The sequence below is a fragment of the Veillonella sp. CHU732 genome (assembly GCF_003992085.1).
GTDB lineage: Bacteria > Bacillota > Negativicutes > Veillonellales > Veillonellaceae > F0422.
Window position 1 is genome coordinate 1 of sequence record NZ_RQVC01000024.1, and the last position, 17,193, is coordinate 17,193.

13 protein-coding genes, 3 tRNA genes and 1 rRNA gene are annotated in these 17,193 nt (G+C 39.6%); 16 read left to right on the forward strand and 1 reads right to left on the reverse strand.

Annotated elements, in window-relative coordinates; all coding sequences use genetic code 11:
• The 10 genes from rrf to EO121_RS08440 form a co-directional block, all read left to right on the forward strand.
• Positions 1-98: ribosomal RNA gene (rrf, locus tag EO121_RS08395) — 5S ribosomal RNA — on the forward strand; the annotation flags it as partial.
• Between the two features lie 110 nt (positions 99-208).
• Positions 209-284, forward strand: a tRNA-Trp gene (locus EO121_RS08400).
• Between the two features lie 14 nt (positions 285-298).
• Positions 299-375 (forward strand) — tRNA-Arg (locus EO121_RS08405).
• A 6-nt stretch (positions 376-381) separates the two neighbouring features.
• A tRNA-Leu gene (locus EO121_RS08410) sits at positions 382-465 on the forward strand.
• Between the two features lie 90 nt (positions 466-555).
• Entirely contained in the window at positions 556-738 is a 183-nt protein-coding gene (locus tag EO121_RS08415) for a hypothetical protein (RefSeq protein ID WP_009353527.1), read from the forward strand.
• Between the two features lie 264 nt (positions 739-1,002).
• Positions 1,003-4,284: a transcription-repair coupling factor gene (gene mfd / locus EO121_RS08420; protein WP_127167394.1), complete on the forward strand. Its 3,282-nt coding sequence runs from the start codon at positions 1,003-1,005 to the stop codon at positions 4,282-4,284.
• 1 nt (position 4,285) lies between these two features.
• On the forward strand, positions 4,286-5,830 hold the full coding sequence (locus EO121_RS08425) for a polysaccharide biosynthesis protein (RefSeq protein ID WP_127167396.1): 1,545 nt from the start codon (positions 4,286-4,288) through the stop codon (positions 5,828-5,830).
• Complete coding sequence (gene mazG / locus EO121_RS08430; protein ID WP_127167398.1) at positions 5,827-6,630, forward strand: nucleoside triphosphate pyrophosphohydrolase; 804 nt, start codon at positions 5,827-5,829, stop codon at positions 6,628-6,630. Before EO121_RS08425 ends, mazG begins: the two co-directional genes overlap by 4 nt.
• 34 nt (positions 6,631-6,664) lie before the next feature.
• Positions 6,665-6,964: an HU family DNA-binding protein gene (locus EO121_RS08435; protein WP_127161326.1), complete on the forward strand. Its 300-nt coding sequence runs from the start codon at positions 6,665-6,667 to the stop codon at positions 6,962-6,964.
• Between the two features lie 178 nt (positions 6,965-7,142).
• The gene (locus tag EO121_RS08440; RefSeq protein WP_127161325.1) at positions 7,143-8,258 is read left to right on the forward strand and encodes a glycosyltransferase; all 1,116 of its coding nucleotides are present in this window, start codon (positions 7,143-7,145) and stop codon (positions 8,256-8,258) included.
• Positions 8,259-8,382: 124 nt separating this feature from the next.
• Here the strand turns inward: EO121_RS08440 and EO121_RS08445 are convergent, their stop codons facing one another.
• Positions 8,383-8,742 carry a hypothetical protein gene (locus EO121_RS08445; protein ID WP_127148228.1) on the reverse strand — a complete coding sequence of 120 codons (360 nt, stop codon included), beginning with the start codon at positions 8,740-8,742 and terminating at the stop codon, positions 8,383-8,385.
• 168 nt (positions 8,743-8,910) lie between these two features.
• Between EO121_RS08445 and EO121_RS08450 the strand changes: the two genes are divergently transcribed.
• The 6 genes from EO121_RS08450 (at position 8,911) to EO121_RS08475 (ending at position 16,660) form a co-directional block, all read left to right on the forward strand.
• Entirely contained in the window at positions 8,911-9,105 is a 195-nt protein-coding gene (locus tag EO121_RS08450; protein ID WP_240629422.1) for a type II toxin-antitoxin system HicA family toxin, read from the forward strand.
• Between the two features lie 29 nt (positions 9,106-9,134).
• Complete coding sequence (locus EO121_RS08455) at positions 9,135-9,533, forward strand: type II toxin-antitoxin system HicB family antitoxin (RefSeq protein ID WP_127167400.1); 399 nt, start codon at positions 9,135-9,137, stop codon at positions 9,531-9,533.
• Between the two features lie 6 nt (positions 9,534-9,539).
• Complete coding sequence (locus EO121_RS08460) at positions 9,540-11,564, forward strand: ABC-F family ATP-binding cassette domain-containing protein (RefSeq protein WP_127167402.1); 2,025 nt, start codon at positions 9,540-9,542, stop codon at positions 11,562-11,564.
• A 267-nt stretch (positions 11,565-11,831) separates the two neighbouring features.
• Positions 11,832-13,238 (forward strand): S-layer homology domain-containing protein, encoded by a 1,407-nt coding sequence (locus tag EO121_RS08465; protein WP_127167404.1) that lies wholly within the window; start codon positions 11,832-11,834, stop codon positions 13,236-13,238.
• 418 nt (positions 13,239-13,656) lie between these two features.
• Complete coding sequence (locus EO121_RS08470) at positions 13,657-14,907, forward strand: putative porin (protein WP_127167406.1); 1,251 nt, start codon at positions 13,657-13,659, stop codon at positions 14,905-14,907.
• A 394-nt stretch (positions 14,908-15,301) separates the two neighbouring features.
• A complete protein-coding gene (locus EO121_RS08475) occupies positions 15,302-16,660 on the forward strand; it encodes an S-layer homology domain-containing protein (protein WP_164725909.1) in 1,359 nt (452 codons plus the stop codon).
• Positions 16,661-17,193: the final 533 nt, after the last annotated feature.

Below are 17,193 nucleotides of genomic sequence, written 5' to 3' on the forward strand. Positions count from 1 at the left end.
AGGAACCACCTGTTCCCATCCCGAACACAGTAGTTAAGCTCGTAAACGCCGAAAGTACTTGGCTGGAAACGGCCTGGGAGGATAGGAAGTCGCTGATTTGCATTAGCGGGGGCTAGCAAATGCTAGCCCAGCTAAATACCTTGGTTCTGCTACAAGAATCACTTGACAAAGTATCAACTTTACGTTATACTAATAAAGTCGTAAAGATAGGGGTATAGCTCAATTGGTAGAGTAGCGGTCTCCAAAACCGTTGGTTGTGGGTTCAAGTCCTACTGCCCCTGCCAACTAAATTACATATGACTCAGTAGCTCAGCTGGATAGAGTGTTTGACTACGAATCAAAAGGTCGGGGGTTCGAATCCCTCCTGGGTCACCATCTTATGCGGGAGTGGCGGAATTGGCAGACGCACCAGACTTAGGATCTGGCGCCATTGGCGTGGGGGTTCAAGTCCCTTCTCCCGCACCAATTTAGAAGATAAGCGAATAGTTATATTCGCTTTTTTTGTATATGTATTGTAAATATGGCAAGTACAAGTGTTGGTACAAGGAGGTTGCTATGAAAGTTACAGATTTAAGCTTTTTAGCATCTGCGGTTTCTGGTTTACGTGAAACTCGTTGGAACAAAGAAATATTCAAAGCCTTTTTCTTCGGTCTTACAGTAGGTGCGTATTTAATATATGCAGCCCTTCATTATATTGAAGAATCCACAAATACGGCGATTAAAGAAAACTTAGAATAATCATAGGGGCTATAGATAACTATAGCCTCTTTCTTATATATGATATATCTTAAATATTATAACTCTTAGTTTATGAAAATAATATATAACAATTCAACTATATTTTTAAGTAGTTTTGAAATCATTATTTTTAAGTATATATATTGCTTCAAAATAGATAGTATTCATAGAAGATAAAACTTGTGTATTGTTCTTTATAAATAAGTAACTTTACTAATGCAGCAAGGGCTAGAGTATTATAATTAATAGGAAAGGAAATGGTATATGTCGATGACATATAAACCTTTGTTAGATATAGCGGGAACAATGAAAGATACCATAGATGCCTTTTATAAAAAAGGGGCTACACAAATCTATGGGTTAGGCGGTTCGCAGAAATCGTTTATATATAGCCAAGCTATGCTACAAAATACACAGCGACCGACTTTAATTGTGACCCATGATAAAGCACATAAGGACATGTGGGAGCGAGATATACAGTGTTTGTTACCTGAGGTTAAGGTATTATCGTATCCCAGAGTGGATCGAGTACTTTCACAGTGGACGGCAAAGAGTTTAGATACACAGGCTAAACGGATGGAAGCCTTAGGAAACTTAGCGTTAGGTAAAGCAGTGATTGTAGTGGCTACTGTGGAAGAGGCAAGTCAGTTTGTAGGCGCACCTTCTACTGTCTTAGAACGTATGATATCTCTAGAGGTAGAACAAGATATCGATCAACAACATCTATTGGAACAATTAGTACAAATTGGATATGAACGAGTGGACCAGGTGGAATATCGTGGTCATTTTAGCGTGCGTGGAGATATTGTAGATATATTCCCTATCCAAAGTGAATTCCCTTATCGTCTAGAGTTTTTCGGGGATACTATCGACACGATGCGCCAATTCAATGTGGATACACAGCGGTCTATGGGGGAAACTGAGGAATGTATGATCTTGCCTATCCATGCAGATAGTGATGAGGAGACCTATTCTATCCTTTCCTATTTAGATGAAAGTTTACTAATTTTAGATGAGCCAAAACGTTTAGAAGAAGCTTTAGGAAAAGTGCATAAAGAAGATTCGATGAATGAAGAGTTATATATGCTGTGGAAAGATTGGAAAGCATCGTCTAAGGCGCATACAACTATTTTATTCAGTATGATGCAACGTTCTGCTGGATGGGGGAAGGTGCACACTATCGGTATGATGGGGAAATCCATCGCCTCTTATGAACGGCAGATTCCTATGCTCATGGATGATATTAAGTTTAATGCCTCTTTAGAACGACAAATTGTGTTGGTATTGCACAATCAGCAACGCCGTGAAGCCATAGAAAATGCCTTATTAGAGAATAAGATTTCCTATGTGCATCGTGAGCGATGGGAATGGACAGCACCGGCTGTACTTATTGTGGACGGTATTCTTTCAGAGGGATTTGAGTTACCTCATTCCAACCTGACTGTTATCACAGAAGGAAATATATTCGGCTTTCAGAAGAAAAAAATTCGGAAAAAAGTAGAAAAGGGTCAGGAGATAAAATATTTTACAGATATCAGTGTAGGTGATTATGTTGTACATAGCATCCACGGTATTGGTAAATATCGAGGGCTAAAGACGATTGAGACGGAAGGCATTCATCGGGACTATATTGAAATCGATTATGCGGGTACAGATCGACTCTTCTTGCCTGCTGATCATTTGGACCAACTGCAAAAATACATTGGTAATGAAGGGGTTACCCCTAAATTACATAAAATGGGCGGTAAAGAATGGATTAAAACAAAGACGAAAGCTCAAAAATCCATTGATGATTTAGCAGATACATTGGTGGAACTTTATGCAAAACGAGAACTTATTGAGGGCTATGCATTTTTACCAGACCAACCATGGCAACGTGAGTTTGAAGACCAGTTCCCTTATGAAGAAACAGATGACCAATTGCAGGCTATTCAAGAAATTAAAGAATCAATGGAATCTCCACGTCCAATGGATAGATTGTTATGCGGTGACGTAGGATTTGGTAAAACAGAAGTAGCTATGCGAGCTATGTTCAAAGCTGTCATGAGTGGAAAGCAAGTGGCTATGCTAGTACCAACTACAGTATTATCAGAGCAACATTTTAAAACATTCATGTATCGATTTTCACAGTTTGGAGTTCGCGTAGAAGTGTTAAATCGATTCCGTTCTGCCAAAGAGAAGAAGGATATTATCAAGGCCGTACAAGATGGGCAGGTAGATATCTTAATCGGCACCCATGCCCTATTGAGTAAGCAAATACAGTTCAAAAAGCTAGGCCTATTAGTGGTGGATGAAGAACAGCGATTCGGGGTAGCACAAAAAGAAAAATGGAAACAATGGGCTACGAATATTGATATTTTAACCCTCAGTGCCACACCGATTCCACGGACTTTGCATATGTCCTTGGTAGGGGTTCGGGAAATGAGTGTGATTCATACACCGCCAATGGAGCGGTTGCCAGTACAAACCTATGTGGTCGAGTTCGACATGCAAGTAGTAACGGAGGCTATTCGTCGTGAGCTGCAACGAGGTGGACAAGTATACTTTGTGTATAACAAGGTACAGTCTATTACGCATATGGAAGAGCAGTTGCAACGTGCTATGCCGGACTTACGTATTGCGGTGGCACATGGTCAAATGGCAGGGGCTATGATGGAACATGTGATGCAGGACTTTACAGAAGGGCAATATGATGTGCTTTTATGTACGAGCATTATCGAAACAGGCTTAGATATTCCGAATGCCAATACCATTATTATCTACGATGCAGACCATTTGGGACTTTCACAGTTGTACCAAATGCGAGGACGAGTAGGACGATCTAGCCAACGAGCTTATGCGTATTTTATGTATCGTCCCGATAAGATGCTAAATGAAAGCGCCGAAAAACGGTTGAAAGCCATCCAAGAGTTTACTGAATTGGGCGCAGGATTTAAGCTAGCTATGCGGGATATGGAAATTCGAGGGGCAGGCAATTTATTAGGGGCTCAACAGCATGGTAATATCGCAGCAGTGGGCTTTGCTATGTATGCAGCCATGTTAGAAGAAGCTATCGCGAAAGCACAGAAAAAAGACATGCCAGAACGGCCATTGCCAGCACCAGTGGTGGATGTGGGTATCGATGCTTTCATTGACAGTGCCTATATTCATGATGAGGCTCGCAAAATTTCTGTGTATCAACGGCTATTGCAAATTGATACAAAAGCAGGTTTAGATGATTTTGTGGATGAATTGATTGACCGTTTTGGATCTCCAACGAAACCAGTGGAACGCCTCATCAAGTTAGCAGGTATCAAAGAACGTGCTCGTGCGTTAGGTATGAAGAGCGTCATTCGTAAAGATGGGAACATTCTATTCACTTGGCAAGATGAATCAAAAATGGAAGACTGGGATATGGGCGCCATCAGTGAAGATATATGGAAACATATGAAACATCGTGGGTCGAATCCAACAGTATGGGCATACACATTACAAACTGGTGATGTGATCCGACAGGTAGAACAGGTAATGAGTGAGTTTGAACGGAAACTTCCAAAGGAGGGCTAGTATGACAGGATTTATGAAAGGAGCTATGATTTTAACCGTAGCAGGACTACTGGTGAAAGTCATAGGCGCTATCAGTAAGGTCATCGTAGCCCGCATTTTGGGAGGTGAAGGGGTAGGGCTCTACCAAATGGCCTATTCCCTGTATCAACTCATCATTAGTATTGGCGCAGCAGGGTTACCAGTGGCAATTTCTATTATGATTGCCCGCAAAGTAGGTCAAGAGGACTATCGAGGGGCACGGCATATCTTCAAGGTCGCATTGACCACCATGGGGCTTATGGGAGTCTTGCTGAGTATAGGCTTTTACTTTGCCATACCCTATGTCATCGATGTAGGGTTAATCACAGATAACAGGGCAGAAGGAGCCTTATTAGCAGTAGCACCTGCCATTGGTATTGTATCCTTGCTAGCGTGCTTTCGCGGATACTTTCAAGGGTTTCAAAATATGTTACCTACGGGCATATCTCAGGTGTGCGAGCAGTTAGGACGTGTACTGGTCATGGTGGGGGCAGCTATGTATTTCTTGCCACAGGGCATTGAGCTGGCGTCCAGTCGTGCTGCCTTATCTTCTGTCATTGGTGTAGGCTTAGGATTCGTGGTGTTGCTCTATTATTATGGACGAGAACCTAAATTAGAAGGTCAAAACTATCCATTAGAATCACGGCAATCGATTATAAAAGAATTAATTGTGCTGGCCATTCCTGTGGCATTGGCGAATATCATGATTCCCCTCATAGGAGCTATCGACTTGTGGTTGGTGCCACAACAGCTGATGCTGTCGGGATATGGTAAAGAAGAGGCGACTACAGCCTTTGGATATTTGACAGGGATGGCGACTTCTCTGATTAGTTTACCTGTCATCGTGACCATGTCTCTGGCCACTAGTTTAGTGCCTGCTATTTCTCGGTTACATAGTGAACGAGATCAGCAAGAAATCCATCATCGTATGGGAACGGCACTACGGATGACAAATATTGTGACTATTCCTGCCTTTGTGGGATTATGCGTGTTAGCCACACCTATTTCTCAGATGATGTTTGATACGCCTCATGCAGGTGGTGCCATTGCGGTTCTTAGTGCTAGTATTTGGCTACTAGGGGTACAACAGGTCACCACAGGGGCCTTACAGGGCTTAGGACGGACGGCAATCCCTATGTTCACATTACTATTAGGAGCTATCTTGAAAGTCTTGTTAAACCTCTATCTAACTCCTCAATGGGGCATCGAAGGGGCTGCGTGGGCTACGAATGTAGATTTTGGCATGGCTGCGATAGCGAACTTGTATATACTGTATCGCAGTACATCGTTCCAAGTATCTTTCATAGAAATTGGGAAAATACTATTCTCCTCCTTAGCTATGGGGGGAGGTACGGTGATGGTTTATAATTTTATAAGCACTATCCTATCGAATACGATGAGTGTGGCACTATCCATCGTTCTAGGGATTGTGTTTTATGTGGTGGCCCTAAGTATTACGAAGACGATGGACTTGAAAGAATTTAAAAGCTTAGCGAAACAAGCTATGAAGAAAGGAGGATCTAAATGAGTCAAAAAGAAATGAGTTCCTTTACATTGGATCCCTTGGTGGATGTATTAGCCGAATTACGTGGACCTAAGGGGTGTTCCTGGGACAAATTACAAACCCATAGTTCCTTACGCAGATATTTGTTAGAAGAAGTGTATGAAACATTAGAAGCTATCGATGAACAAAATGTGGACCATTTGCGTGAAGAGTTAGGCGATTTGTTGTTACAAATTGTGTTCCACGCACGTGTGGCGGAAGAAAATGGACATTTTACCATGCAAGATGTGGTCAACGACATTACGGCAAAAATGGTACGGCGTCATCCCCATGTATTTCAAACGGCAGATAGAGAAACTGTAGGTGACACATTAGCCACTTGGGAAGAATTAAAGGCAAAAGAAAAAGGTCATGAACGAACCTCTATTTTGGATGGAATTTCTCCAGGCCTACCAGCACTGTTGCGAGCTCAAAAATTGCAAGAAAAAGCAAGTAAAGTAGGCTTTGATTGGCCCACAGAAGAAGGGGTATGGGCGAATTTTTATGAAGAAATAGATGAATTTAAGCAAGAAATATTCAAAAAAGATATAGAAAAAGCAGAAGAAGAGGGGGGAGATGTACTTTTTTCCTTGATAAATCTGTTTAAATGGTATAAAATAGTCGGAGAAAATGCACTACACCGCACGAATACAAAGTTTATACGGCGTTTTTCATATGTAGAACAAGAGGTTCAACGAAGTGGAAAAAAATGGGAGGATTTTACTCTCAAAGAGCTAGATGAATTTTGGGATGCGGCGAAGGTGAAACTTAACTCGAATGATTAAGTTAGAGGATACTATTTTTAAGGGAGGTTCAATCATGAACAAAACTGAATTAATTGCAAGCGTTGCAGCAAAAGCTGAGTTGACAAAAAAAGATGCTGAAAAAGCAGTAAAAGCTTTATTCGACACAATCGGCGAAGCATTAGCAAAAGAAGAAAAAGTACAAGTTATCGGTTTCGGTACTTTCGAAGTTCGTACTCGTGCTGAACGTACTGGTCGCAACCCTCGTACAAAAGAAGAAATGACAATTCCAGCGTCCAAATCCCCAGCTTTCAAAGCAGGTAAACAATTAAAAGATCTTGTTAATGGACCAGCTGCGCCAGTTCGCAAAAAATAATTCAGGTCATTCCTAAGAGATGTAATAACGCCACAATTCCGAGCCTATATGGTTTGGAATGGTGGCGTTGTTTTGTATCTCTTTTAATTTATGATAGAATAGACATAATGTAGTATCGCAGTAAGACTCGTAGAGATGCGATACAAGAGCTAAGATATATCTAAGGAAAGGAGGACACATGGGACAACGTATTTTAATCGTATCTGCTTCAATTGGTACCGGTCACACGCAAGCAGCGCTAGCCATACAAGAATATTGGCAACAGAAGGATCCAAGTGCCGTAGTTCACCATGTGGACTTCCTCGGAACAGATACGTTTTCCTTTGATAATCTATTGAAAGAAACGTATTTCAAGATGCTAGACTTTTTCCCGTTCCTCTATGACATTGTGTATCGTTGGTCTGGTGGAGAATGGAAGGGAAGCGTAGCCCAAACCGTAGTGTCTTGGATGTTGAAGAATCGGATGGAAAAGCTCATTGAAAAGGAGCAACCTGATTTAATTGTATGTACCCATCCATTTCCTTGTGGTGCAGCCAGTGTATTGAAACGGCATCGAAAAATCGACATTCCTATTGCAGCGGTCATGACTGACTTTGCAGCCCATCAATTTTGGCGCTATGATGAAATCGATGCATACCATGTGGCAACGCCATCTATGGTATACGAAGTGTTAAATATGGGGGTGCCCTTGGAGAAAATCCATGTGACGGGCATTCCTATTATGCGTCATTTCTTTACACCTTTAGAGGAACCCTATGGTAGCGATCAATGCAAACGTGTGTTGCTCATGGGTGGTGGCCTTGGCTTAGGCTGTGTAGAAGAAGCATTACAGCGGTTAGACCATGTACCGGGCATCGATGAAATCCATGTAGTGGCTGGCTTGAACGATGGATTGTATAACTCGTTACATCACATGAAAGATTCCTTACGCACACCGATTTCCATTTATGGCTATACCAATGAGATTCCGCAACTGATGCGGAAAGCGACCTTGCTTGTAACAAAGCCAGGGGCATTGACTTGTATGGAAGGGGTCACCATCGGGGTGCCAATGGTATTCTTTAATGCGATCCCTGGACAAGAAGAGGCTAATGCAGAATTGTTGGAACAAAAGGGCTGTGGCAAGTGGGCACGACATATTGAAAATTTAGATGATGTAGTCGGTGCTTTGTTACAAAACCAAGAACGGTTACAAGCCATGCATGAAGCGGCTAAGGCTTGGAAAGTTGATGGAGCAGCAGAAATCGTAGACGCTTGTGAAGAGATGATTGCACATAAAATAGAGAATCACTGACTACATTTCAATTGCAATAGCAGATTATGATTACAAGCTAGTCAAGTAAGTGCTATTGTTATCAGGCAAATAAAAAAGGCTGTCACAACATGTATATTACATGCTGCGACAGCCTTTTGCTGTATTACTCGCTATAGGAGTCCATTTCGGAATCGTAACGCTCGATATTTTCATGGCGAATATCTTGCAACGTATCTAGCAATTCTTCCGCACTTTCCACACGTAGGAATAAGTCTTTCAACTCTTCACCGTTCGAAAGTGTTACGCTCCATTGAAATGTATCATTATCATCATACACAGAAACAATTACAGGCGTATCCATTGAAACAGGAATGCGACCATCCTCATCGGAAACAATGGCATATTGACCATCTTCTTCCTCGCTACCATCAGATAGTTCGTACAATAGAACATCCCGTTCGTCAACTTCTACAATTTCAAAACCAATATCTTCAAACTCTTGCTGAACCGTGTCAGTGTCCATGATAACCTCCTTATAAAATAATGAATAGATTACTTTCATTCTAATCCATGAAAGTAGGCGTGTCAATGCAAATCTACAGTTGACATACGTATGAGTACGTACTATATTAAGTATAAGGTTTACTTTTGTGTGCAATTAGTAATTTCGTATATAACTAAATGAAAGCTGGTGATTGTATTGGTAACACCCAAAGAAGTATTGAAAGAATTAAAAAAGGACGGTTGGTATGTTGATCGAATACGAGGGTCTCATCATATGTTAAAACATACTAGCAAAGCTGGACGTGTTACAGTACCTGTACATAAAGAAGACTTAAAACCTAAAACATTACATACCATATTAAAGCAAGCGGGAATTAAATAAAGTAATGACGATGAAATAGGAGGTATACTATGAGAAAAGAAATGTATCCAGCGATTTTTAGCAGTGATGGAAATGGGGGTTATATTATAAGTTTTCCAGACTTGTTAGGCTGTGTTACAGAAGGTGATACATTGGCAGAAGCTGTAGAAATGGCAGAAGATGCTTTGGGGCTTTACTTATATTCATTAAGTGAAGATAAAGAAACATTTCCAACACCTACCAACCCAACAGATATTCAATGTAGTCCGGGCGAGTTTATAGGATTAGTAAAATGGGATGAAGAAGCATATTTGAGAAAGACAGATAATCGAGCTGTTAAAAAAACGCTTACCATTCCTAGTTGGCTAAATCATAAGGCAGAAGAGAAAAATTTAAATTTTTCTAAAATCTTACAAAGTGCATTAAAACAAGAATTAGGAATTGTATAAACGAATATGAACATCTTAACATTACAAAATATAGAAAAATCCTATGGTACACGGTTATTATTTAAAAACGTAAATGCAACTATAGCTTCTCATCATCGTATTGGCTTAATTGGTGTCAATGGAACAGGGAAAACAACTTTATTACAGGTTTTAGAAGGAACGCAAGAACCAGATACGGGGAGTATAGAACGGAATGGGAAGGCTACCATTCACCGATTGGAACAAGATCCGTATATTGATGAAACAAGCACATTGCTAGACAATGTATTATTAGGGGATCACCCGAAACTTTCACTGGTGCGAGATTTTGAAAGAGCTTTACAAGATCCAGAATCACCGCAGTATATGAAATTATTAGCGCGCATGGATGAAGAAGATGGCTGGATTGTAGAACAAGAAGCGAAAATGATATTGACTCGTCTTGGCTTTCACGATGTACATGGGTCAGCAAAGTCATTATCTGGGGGACAACGGCGGAGACTGGCATTAGCTAGAGCTTTGGTCTACCCTTGTGATTTATTATTGCTTGATGAGCCTACGAATCATTTGGACGAGGCCACGATTGAATGGCTAGAACTATATTTAAAAGATAGAAAAGGCGCCGTATTATTGAGCACCCATGATAGATATTTCCTAGATGCCGTATGCAACACCATATGGGAATTATCAAATCAGACCATATATGAATTTCAAGAGACCTATGAAACCTATGTATCGTTGAAAGAAGAACGAGAAGCGCAGTTAGATGCTATCGAAGAAAAACGGAGAAAGTTAATTGCTAGTGAACTGAAGTGGGTGCGCCGTGGTGCGAAGGCACGAACCACGAAACAGAAGGCACGATTGCAACGGTTTGAGCAATTGAAAGCTATGGAAAAACGACAAAAAGTAGGCACTGTGGATCCGATTGTATTAGCCTCTCGTTTGGGAAATACCATTTTTGATATAGAGCACTTGTCGTTTACGTATTCTACAGGGCGAGAAGTGATTAGAGACTTTACGTACCATATGGTGCGCCATGATCGTATCGGCGTGGTGGGACCCAACGGAATAGGTAAGACAACATTGATGAAGTTATTTCAAGGAGCCTTGGAACCAACCAGGGGGACTATGGGGCGTGGAGAAACAGTTCGCATTGGATATTTCTCGCAACAATTACCAACCTTTAAAGAAGACCAACGGGTGTTGGACTATATTCGGGAAAATCGCTCCTATTTACACTTGCCCGATGGTAGCTCTTTAAGTGCAGGTCAATTATTGGAACGTTTTTTATTTCCACCGTCACACCATGGCTTACCAATCCGTAAATTATCTGGTGGTGAAAAACGACGACTCTTTTTATTGCGCATCTTAATGGATGCGCCGAATGTACTTCTCTTAGATGAGCCAACCAATGATTTAGATATTCCTACCCTAGAAGTGTTAGAAGATTTCTTAGATTCTTATAGTGGTATTGTCATCACTGTATGCCATGACCGATACTTCTTAGACCGTGTAGTAGATAAGCTCTTTGTATTCACGGGAGCGGGTCATATTGAGGTGTATCATGGCGGTTACTCCGACTATGAAGCGGATACGAACCTAACGAGTAGCATAGGTGGTGATACGAAACGTGGTGTCCTACGTCATGCTGTACAGGTACAGGGTGGATCCGCTGGTCCTAAGGAGCAGGATGTGGAACACCATGACAATGAAGGGGTGCTAATGGATACTGAAAGTGAAGGCGTACATATACAGTCCTATGGTACAGGCATAGATGTGAATACGAGTATGAATCCAGAAACAATATCGACTACGACAGATAGCAACGAAGGTGCCAAGAAAAAACTGACCCTAGGGGAAACGAAGGAACTAGAGCAACTAGAACTCCGTATTGCGGAATTAGAAGGCCTAGTGAAAGCTTACGATGCCATGCTTGCTCAAGGGGGGAGTGACTATAGCGCCATTGAAAATACCATTAAAGAACGAGAACAAGTGGTAGAAGAGTTGGATATGAGTACTTTACGTTGGTTGGAATTGGAGGAGAGAAAGTAAACGTATCTTAATGTAGTTTGTGATAGTTTTTATTTGTTAATATAAACAATAAAAAATGATAAATATGTTTAATTTTAAAATACTTTTAAAAATTTACACATTGAATAATTAGTGGTATACTTCGGGTAAAGGTGGAATTAGATAGGATATGTCAGTACTCTACCGTGTCAAGCGAGGAAACTGGGACACTCCCACATCATGGGCGGTCTGGCTGCTATCTAGTCTACTTAGTTTGATGGTTTCTTTTTTTAGAAAAGGAGTAGTATCATGAAAAAACAGTTAGCAGTATTAGCAGCAACAGCAGTATTGGGTGTAACTTCAGCGTTTGCAGCAAATCCTTTCTCTGATGTGACACCACAAGATTGGGCATACCAAGCAGTCGCTCAATTAGCAGCACAAGGCGTAGTGAACGGCTATCCAGATGGCACATTCCAAGGCCAACACAACATCACTCGTTACGAAATGGCACAAATGGTTGCCAAAGCATTAGTTCGTCAAGATCGTGTGGATGCTGAACAAAATGCAATTATCAATCGTTTAGCTAACGAATTCTCCGCTGAATTGAACAACTTAGGGGTTCGCGTAGCTACATTGGAAAATAAAGTGGGTAACTTCAAATTTACTGGTGATGCACGGTTAAAATTTGTGGGCAATGAAAAAACTACAGATTCTTATGCATACTTTAAAAAAGATGATAAAGGCCATGCTACAGATGGATTCTATACAGATAAAACAATCAGAAAATCCAACTTTAATTATCGTGGTCGTGTAAAATTTGAAGCTACAGTGAATGATAATACAAAAGCTGTAATTCGTGTAACAGCAGATAAAGAATTTGGTGGAAAAGGTACTCCAGCAGCTGAAATTGACCGTATCTATGTGCAACATAATTTTGGAAAATATCTAACAGCGACAGCTGGTCGTCATGATTTATTCGTTGGTGGTGGCTTAACATATGATGGCGTAACAGAAGGTGCTACTGTTATGGTAGGTAAAGATGCGTTAAATGCATCCGTAACATATGGTTATGCTCCTGACTTGGCGTTTAAAGTGGTACAAGGTAATACAAAAGATAAACCAGGTACAGGTTTCTATAAAGAATCTGGTTATGCAGATAATCAACGTGATAATGCACAATTAACAGTATTCCAAATCAATGGTAAAGTAGGTCCTAAAGTAGATCTTGGTGCATTCTATACAAAAGTATCTGCTGTACGTGCTGGTAATACACAACATATGGCTGACGTAGCTACTTATTTAGGAGTTAAAGAAAAAGATTTGCCAGAAGCAACAGAAAAATTAGACTTCTATGGCGTACATGCTAATGCAGATTTAGGTCATAATGTAAAAGTAGATGGCGAATTTGCTAAATTTAAAAATGTAAAACATTCTAATGCGTGGACTGCAGGTATCGCCTATGGCGCTTATGATATGAAAAAAGCAGGTACTTGGATGTTAAAAGCTCAATATGTAGATCTTGATGTATTAGCACCTGTATTCTCCTCTACATTCTGGACTCCATATAACCAAAACTTCAAAACTTGGGCAGTATCTGGTAAATATGCGGTAGCTAAAAATATCGGCTTAGCAGCATACTCCACAATTGGCGCGAAAGATAAACAAGGCAATGATGTAGCTGAATACTACCGTGCTGAATTAAACTATAAATTCTAATACAATAGATATAAGTAGTATAACTGTATTATAAAATTACAGAGAAATGGCGGTTAGTTGGTAGAACCAACTAACCGCTTTTGATACTTAACACCTATATAGATTTTATAGAGAATAAAGAATATGTAAGGTAGTATAAACTATGTAGCTTTTATGGACCATATAGGAGATAGTTAAAAATTCTATCGCAAGAAACATAAAATAAATATCGAAAAAAATCGTATATTGTTTGCAATTGCCAGGATATTGTGGTACCATTAAGCATATCTAAAGTGGATACTATGATACAGAATCAGTACAATCAAAGTTGTATATATGTGGAGGAAACATGGACACTCCAATGATAAAAACGGTGAAATGAACTGGTTATTTTATAGTATTCACGAATTTAATTTATTTTCATTGAGAGGTAATTATCATGAAAAAACACTTAGCAGTATTAGCTGCCACAGCAGTATTGGGTGTTACTTCTGCATTCGCAGCAAACCCATTCTCCGATGTAACTCCACAAGATTGGGCATACCAAGCAGTAGCTCAATTGGCTTCCCAAGGTATCGTTAATGGTTATCCAGATGGCACTTTCAAAGGTCAACACAACATCACTCGTTACGAAATGGCACAAATGGTTGCAAAAGCATTAGTTCGTCAAGATCGTGTTGACGCTGAACAAAATGCAATCATCAACCGTTTAGCTAATGAATTCTCCGCTGAGTTGAACAACCTAGGCGTTCGTGTTTCCACATTAGAAAATAAAGTGGGTAACTTTGCGTTCACTGGTGATGCTCGTTTAAAATATGAAGGATCTCATACTACAGAAAATGCATATGTAAATGATGAAGACAGCGAAACATTTAAACGTTCTAAATTTGATTACCGTGCACGTGTACAATTCGAAGCAACTGTAAATGACAACACGAAAGCAGTAGTTCGCTTAGCAACAGGCGATAAAGAGTTTGGGGCAGCAGGTAACCCTGAAACAACATTAGATCGCGTATATGTACAACATAATTTTGGTAAATATGCAACAGCTACAGTAGGTCGTCAAGATTTAGTAATTGGTAGCGGTCTTACTTATGATGGAGCTTTCGAAGGTGCACAAGCAACTGTTGGTAAAGATAAACTAAATGCAACTGTATCTTATGGTTATATGGTTGATGGAGATTTAGCTGATTTGTCCCGTGAAGAAAATGCACAAACTACATCTTATCAATTAAATGCAAAACTAGGTAAACATGTTGATGCAAAAGGCTACTATGTTCAATATCATGGCGATAAATCTGTAAACTACTTTGGTGGTGCAGTAGATACTCATTTTGGTCCACATAGCAAAGTATGGTTAGGTGGCGAGTATTCTCGTTTTGAAACATTAGGGGCAGCTGGTGAAGGATGGACAGCAGGTATCGGTTATGGTAAATATGATATTACTAAACCAGGTACTTGGGGTGCAAAAGCTCAATACTTCCGCCTTGGAGAGGTATCTCCTGTGACATCTCCTACATGGAACTTACCTGATATTTCCAATTCTAACTTCCGTGGTTGGTTGGGAACTATTGATTATGCAGTGGCTAAAAATGTAGGTATTACTGCAAATGCTCAATTACGCGGTAAATATTTAGATGGTTATGAAGTACCGGATTATTACCGTGTAGAATTAAATTACCAATTCTAATTAAATTGATAAAAAGAACTCCTTCGGGGGTTCTTTTTTGCTTTATAATATATGTTAGAGCTATTCATAAAAGACTGGGATTAGTCTACCAACTCATTTTGTCCTATAACCTGAATTTGAACTATAGAAGCAAACGAGTTGGCATTAATAGTGATGAGTTTAAAGGGGAATGTATATGATAAAATACATTAAAGAATGAGGTAAATGCATGAAAATTGCCATATTAGTCATTTTGTGATATTATAAATGTAATCTAAGTGGATATCTAAAGGAACTGTATGACACTATATAAAAATGTGAGGAAACGTGGACACTCCATGAAATATGTAATTAATACAATACTTAGGGATTCACTTGGGTACGTGTATTTTTTTATTTTCATTGAGAGGTAATTATCATGAAAAAACATTTAGCAGTATTAGCTGCAACAGCAGTATTGGGTGTAACTTCTGCATTCGCAGCGAATCCATTCTCCGATGTAACTCCACAAGATTGGGCATACCAAGCAGTAGCTCAATTGGCGGCTCAAGGCGTAGTTAACGGCTACCCAGATGGCACTTTCCAAGGTCAAAACAATATCACTCGTTACGAAATGGCGCAAATGGTTGCTAAAGCATTAGTTCGTCAAGATCGTGTTGATGCTGAGCAAAATGCTATCATCAACCGTTTAGCTAACGAATTCTCCGCTGAGTTGAACAACTTAGGCGTTCGTGTTTCCACATTGGAAAACAAAGTGGGCAACTTCAAATTCACTGGTGATGCTCGTTTACAATACACAGGAAATAAAAAAGAAACATATGCATTTGGACTTGATAAAGAAGGCCATGAGCAATTGAAAGCTGATAAAAAATCTAAATTCACGTATCGTGGTCGTGTACAATTCGAAGGCACTGTAAACGACAACACTAAGGCCGTCATTCGTTTAATGGGTAGTAAAGAATTTGGTGCAGCTGGTAACCCTAACACAGCAATCGACCGTGTGTATGTACAACACAACTTCGGTAAATATGCAACAGCTACAGTAGGTCGTCATGATTTATTCATCGGTGGCGGTTTGACATATGATAGCGTATTAGAAGGTGCTACAGCAGTAGTTGGTAAAGACAAATTAAACGCATCCGTAGCTTATGGATATGCACAAGACCTAGATGTAAAACTAGTAAATGGTTTTGAAGGTCATGCAATTGTTACAAAAGCTTCCTTATACAAAGCTGAACAAAAAGATAATGCACAATTGGCAGTATTCCAAGTAAATGGTAAACTTGGTAAAGATGTTAAAGTAGGCGCATTCTATACTAAAGTAAATGGATTCAACCTTGAAGAAGGTCTTGCTGATAGTGTATTAGCTCCTGCTGGCACAGGATTGAAAGATAAATCTTTAGACTTCTATGGTGCGCATGCAAATGTTAAATTAGGCTCTAAAGTAGCTGTAGATGGTGAATTTGCAAAATTCAAAGAAATCGATGACTCCCATGCATGGACTGCAGGCCTTACATATGGCAATTACAATATGAAAAAACAAGGCACTTGGTCCTTAAAAGCGCAATACACTAACTTAGACTTAGTTGCTCCTGTATTCTCCTCTACATTCTGGGCTCCATACAATCAAAACTTCAAAGCTTGGTCTGTACAAGGTAAATATGCAGTAGCTAACAATGTTGGCTTAGCAGCATATACTACAATCAATGCGAAAGATAAAGATAACAATAAAGTATCTAACTTCTACCGTGCAGAACTTAACTACAAATTCTAATTTGAAAGTTAACTATATGAAAAGAACTCCTTCGGGGGTTCTTTTTGTATATGATAAATGATAGATTGTAAATGGGATTACGCCATATGCTTAGGCATTGTATTAAAAGTATATATTCTGCACGCAAAAATAAACGAAACGCCTATTTATTGGGAAGTATTTGCTTTATATGGATATCCTATGATATGATACTTCCAAGTCAAATATGTTTGCTATGATTTAGATTATAGGTATGTTATTACTGAATGTTGAGGAAACGAGGACACTCCATGAAAAGTAATGCAATGATATAATCAGTCAAGCTATATGTATGAGACGGTGTATATTATTTTATTTTTCATTGAGAGGTAATTATCATGAAAAAAGGCTCTATAATAAATGTTGGGGCTACTCATATAAGAGTAGTCGCCAACATTCTTTTTTTGCAATAAAATAGACATATACAAACTCAAACCGTATCATAAAAGTAACCACACAATTAAGAAAGGATGAGTCATATATGTCTACAGTTAATTATACAGAAATTATCTTTA